Source organism: Lentilactobacillus sp. (genome assembly GCF_040773105.1).
Classification (GTDB): Bacteria; Bacillota; Bacilli; order Lactobacillales; family Lactobacillaceae; genus Lentilactobacillus; species Lentilactobacillus parabuchneri.
The window spans coordinates 1-4193 of sequence record NZ_JAXGWW010000182.1 but is presented as its reverse complement, the minus strand read 5'-3'; the positions used below and the strand labels follow the sequence as shown (position 1 = coordinate 4193).

The window sequence follows — 4193 nt, the reverse complement described above, 5'->3', positions numbered from 1 at the left end:
TGCCAAGAAACTGAAGTCTGGCAACGTTGTTTTGGTAACCAAAAATACCCAAAATAATAAAACGAACACGGGAAAAATCACGGCCAAATTTCATTTAAAGCCGATGGTTGTTCAAGCTAAGTTAAATAATGTCAGTGGTTTAGTCAAAAATTACGACTACTTCATTGAGGGTCGGACCGTTTATATTCATGCTGATAATAATTGGTCCAAACAGGTCTTACCAAAGAATAGTCCATTGATTACAAGTGTTCGCCGCCAAATGACAGCCAGTGCTGCCGTCAGGGCGATGGATTATTTAAAAAATGACCTCAAGCTGCAGAAGACCAAAACATCAGATGTTCTGTCTTATACTGGGGCTGGCAAACTGGGCTCGATGGTTGCCAAGAAGATCATTTTGGCGGAAGCCAACCATAGTGAAAGCACAAAAAATGCCCTTCAGAACGTTAAGATTACGAAGTTTACCTATAAGTACACGTTAGACAACAAGACGCACTTGCCACAGAGCACTTTTATTTATATGCAGTATCAGGATAAAAAGTCTAAGAAGTCAATTTCTGAACAAATTGATGGAACTTATACCAACGTTAACCGCGTTAAGGTGTTTAAGGTGCCCGAAAACATTAAAAATAACGCTCCAAGTGCCAATCAAGTCAATGAGTAACCTATCATGGAGATGATAAGTTTTATCTGTATTTAATGTGACGCGGAATTGCCAGCATGGTTAAACCTTGGTAAAGGTTGTCGGGTCAGTCAATCAGAATTACTGATTAGGGCTACAATATGACCAGCAATTAAAATTTAGGAGATAACCGGATATGGATAATACACAGACCTTGACCGACCAGTATCCACAAGTAAAAGAAATGATGGCTAAAAAGCCGATTTTTTGGAAGAATCCAGACTATGGGAAATCTGCTGACCTTCCTTTTTCTAAAGAAGAGATATTTGATGCGGTTGCCCGCTGGGATCGTTTTGCGCCCTTCATTGAGGCGGCTTTTCCCGAAACTGCTAATATGCATGGCATCATTGAGTCGCCACTGATTAGATTGGACAAGATGAAGCAGTTATTTAATCAGGATCATCAAACGGCTATCGCTGGCAGCCTTTTTTTGAAGGCAGATAGTCAACTGCCAATCTCTGGATCAATTAAATCCCGTGGTGGTATCTATGAAGTGCTGAAATTTGCTGAACACGTGGCTTTGACAAAGGGCAATCTCAAGCCGACTGATAACTATGCAATTTTACGATCACCCAAGTATAAGCAGCTTTTTGCCCAGTATGGTGTCATGGTTGCCTCAACGGGGAATTTGGCGTTAAGCGTCGGGATTGCGGCCTCAACATTTGGTTTCAAGACAACCGTCTATATGTCACGGGATGCCAAGGAATGGAAAAAGGCCAAGTTAAGGGCTAATGGTGTGAATGTCGTTGAGTTGGACACTGATTTTTCATCTGTTATTCCAAAGGCCCGGGAAGCTGCGGCCAAAGATGATCAGATTCATTTCATTGACGACGAGGGGTCCCGAGACCTGTTCATTGGTTATGCAGTCGCGGGTGTTCGCCTGAAAAAACAACTTGATGATTTAAATATTAAAGTCGATCAGAACCATCCGGTTGTTGTTTATTTACCAGCCGGCGTTGGTGGAAGCCCAAGTGGCGTTACGTTTGGGCTAAAAACAATTATCGGCGAAAATATTCATGCCATTTTCTGTGAGCCGACCCACGTGCCGTCAGTGACTTTGGGGATGATGACCAAGCTGAACAACGAGATTTCAGTCTTTGATATTGGCTTAGATGGCAAGACTGCTGCCGATGGTTTGGCCGTTGGAAGGCCCTCTCGAATCGCCGGCAAAGTCATGCGAACCCTTTTATTTGGCAGCACGACTTTCCAAGACCCCACAATTTACAAATACGAGGCCCAGTTAATGGATACCGAGCATATAACCGTTGAACCATCAGCTGCTGCAGGCTTTACCGCCATTGAACGGGCAATTACAGAAGTGCCTGATTTCAATTCGGAAAACGCCACTCATATTGTTTGGGCAACTGGCGGCAGTATGATGCCAGAAAGCGAACGCCGTGTTGACCATGCTAAAGGAGAAGCACTCCTAAAATCGTAAAGTCATTGTTAATTAAAAACTCAAATCAAAAAGGATGGTCCAAGAAATCGCTTGTGTACGACTTCTTGAACCATCCCTTTTAGTTTGCAAAATTCAATTTGGATTTATTTAAGATTAATAAAAGTAAAATAATGCAGCCGATAAGGCCAAATCCCATGGAAAACGTCCAAGTTTGAACCAGCCAGCCAGTGAGTGGGAATAAGACAATCATTGAAGCTGAAAACAAAACGCTCGCAACACTCAGCAGGGTTGCCCGCTGCTCTGAGTCAATGAGTTCATTGTAATAACTGCTAAAAATTGGCTCAATTAAGGCGCCCAGTAATTGCGAGGTTAAAAACAGGACGGTCAATCCCGGAATCCAGTTAAACCAGCTCAGTAGTAATAAGCAGACGAGCGCAGCGCCTAAACTCATGACCAGAGTTGATTTTGACAATCGTTTTTGGATCCAGGGAGTCAATTTGATTCCGATTATATCCATTCCCGCTGAGATGACCATCAGTAGTGAAATGAGGGTGCCAGAGAAATGGTGCGTTTCCATTAACGATTGAAAGTAGAAAAAATAACTGGTACAGACACCGTCAAAGAGTGCCTGGAAGCCCATCAAGCCACGAAGTTGACGGTTGTTTTTTAAGGTGCGATAGGCCATGATTACAATTGTCCGGATGGTTTGTTCCGGGGCTTCCACTGATTTGGGAATCCTTGGTTCCTGCATCAACAAGACGGTAATCAATCCAAATACACCAATGATAATTGCCACGACGTAGGTCAGCTCAAAGTGCCAGTGAACCAGAAAGCCGGCAATAACGACTCCGGAGGTTTGGGAAAATTCAATGGCGACATTGAGATTACTAATCACTTTTGGGAATCTATCGGTAAGCTTTGGTGCCACCAACGAATCATACATCAACGCGTCAATCGTCCCTGATTGGAGGTTGTAAGAAAGCGCGCTAAGGACAAAACTTAACGCAAACAGCCAAAAACTATCGGCCATCAAAATAATAACCGCCGATAGAATCGCTGCGATTCTGCCCCAAAACAGGGAAAAGCGATACGAAAATCGATCCGCCAAGACACCTGACGGAACTTCGAAGAGAAAGCTGGCCACGTGAAAGATACTCTCACAAAGACCAATTTCAACGAGGGTTAATCCTTGCATCTGAAGGTAGATGACCCACAGCGAAGTAATCCCAAAGAAAGAAAAAAATGTGTATGTGTAGCCTTTCGCGATGGTACTTGGATATTTATTTTTCATGATAACGCACTCCAGTTACGATGAGCACGGCCAGACGGGTTATTTGGTACCGGTCCGTTTGGTAGCGTGCCAAGTTTCGACTATGACTGAAGTGCGTTGAACTCTATAATGCTGTGTTGCAGACTAATCCAAGCCAGCATGTTGATCATTCCTTTTTTACTGAAAGATGTTGGTAAAAGTATATGCCTTATTGATCCAGCAGACAACTTAAGGTGATCCGATCATTTTTTCTTGAAATCCAACAAGCCGCTCATTCCCAAAACAATCCCCACAAATGTGAAGAACGTCCCGGTTTTAAATCCGGATAAGGCATCAATTGCCAGGCCAAAGCCTAGTCCGAGGGCCAGCCCAAGCCAATGGGTCTCGTGATTATAAACGGTCTGTGTCCGATTGCTTTTTTGCGTAGATTTATCCATGAGAATCCCTCTTTTCGGATATGAGCAGCTTAATCGACGTTCCAAACTTCTTCGGCAATGTCTCGAACGAGCTTTAACTTAGCCCACTGTTCCTGCTCGGTCAGCTTATTGCCTTCCTCAGTTGAAGCAAAGCCGCACTGAGTTGAAAGTGCAAGGTTTTCAAGTGGTACTTTGGCACTGGCTTGGTTGATACGATTAATGACGGCATCTTTATCCTCTAATTTTGGTGCCTTGGACGTAATTAATCCGAGAACAATCCGCTTGTTCTTGTCGCCATTCCAGATCCTATCAAGCGGCGTGAAGTCACCGGCCCGCTCGCTGTCGTACTCAAGAAAAAGGCCGTCGTAATTTAACTGACCGAGGTAGTCGGCAATCCCATCGTAGCCGCCGGAAAATAGAAAGGTTGAT

At 43.9% G+C, this 4193-nt stretch carries 4 protein-coding genes and 1 pseudogene; 2 read left to right on the top strand and 3 right to left on the bottom strand.

The genetic code is table 11. The annotated features are described in order from the left end of the window. Together AB3112_RS08900 and AB3112_RS08895 are read left to right on the top strand one after the other, a co-directional pair. Nucleotides 1–661: DUF6612 family protein (locus tag AB3112_RS08900; protein ID WP_367334324.1), on the top strand; the 661-nt coding region annotated here is incomplete at its 5' end. A 154-nt stretch (nucleotides 662–815) separates the two neighbouring features. Beyond that, entirely contained in the window at nucleotides 816–2117 is a 1302-nt protein-coding gene (locus AB3112_RS08895; RefSeq protein WP_084998898.1) for a D-serine ammonia-lyase, read from the top strand. A gap of 79 nt (nucleotides 2118–2196) precedes the next feature. Here the strand turns inward: AB3112_RS08895 and AB3112_RS08890 are convergent, their stop codons facing one another. The 3 genes and pseudogenes from AB3112_RS08890 to AB3112_RS08880 all read right to left on the bottom strand — a co-directional run. Further along, a complete protein-coding gene (locus AB3112_RS08890) occupies nucleotides 2197–3369 on the bottom strand; it encodes an MFS transporter (protein WP_367334323.1) in 1173 nt (390 codons plus the stop codon). 221 nt (nucleotides 3370–3590) lie between these two features. After that, nucleotides 3591–3785 (bottom strand): hypothetical protein, encoded by a 195-nt coding sequence (locus AB3112_RS08885; protein WP_057909843.1) that lies wholly within the window; start codon nucleotides 3783–3785, stop codon nucleotides 3591–3593. Nucleotides 3786–3814: 29 nt separating this feature from the next. Continuing rightward, a pseudogene (locus AB3112_RS08880) lies at nucleotides 3815–4193 on the bottom strand (hypothetical protein); the annotation flags it as partial.

Bases quoted from the DNA above. Each gene is read 5' to 3' on its own strand.
- AB3112_RS08895 (WP_084998898.1), top strand. From the start codon at position 816: ATGGATAATACACAGACCTTGACCGACCAGTATCCACAAGTAAAAGAA.
- AB3112_RS08890 (WP_367334323.1), bottom strand. From the start codon at position 3,369: ATGAAAAATAAATATCCAAGTACCATCGCGAAAGGCTACACATACACA.
- AB3112_RS08885 (WP_057909843.1), bottom strand. From the start codon at position 3,785: ATGGATAAATCTACGCAAAAAAGCAATCGGACACAGACCGTTTATAAT.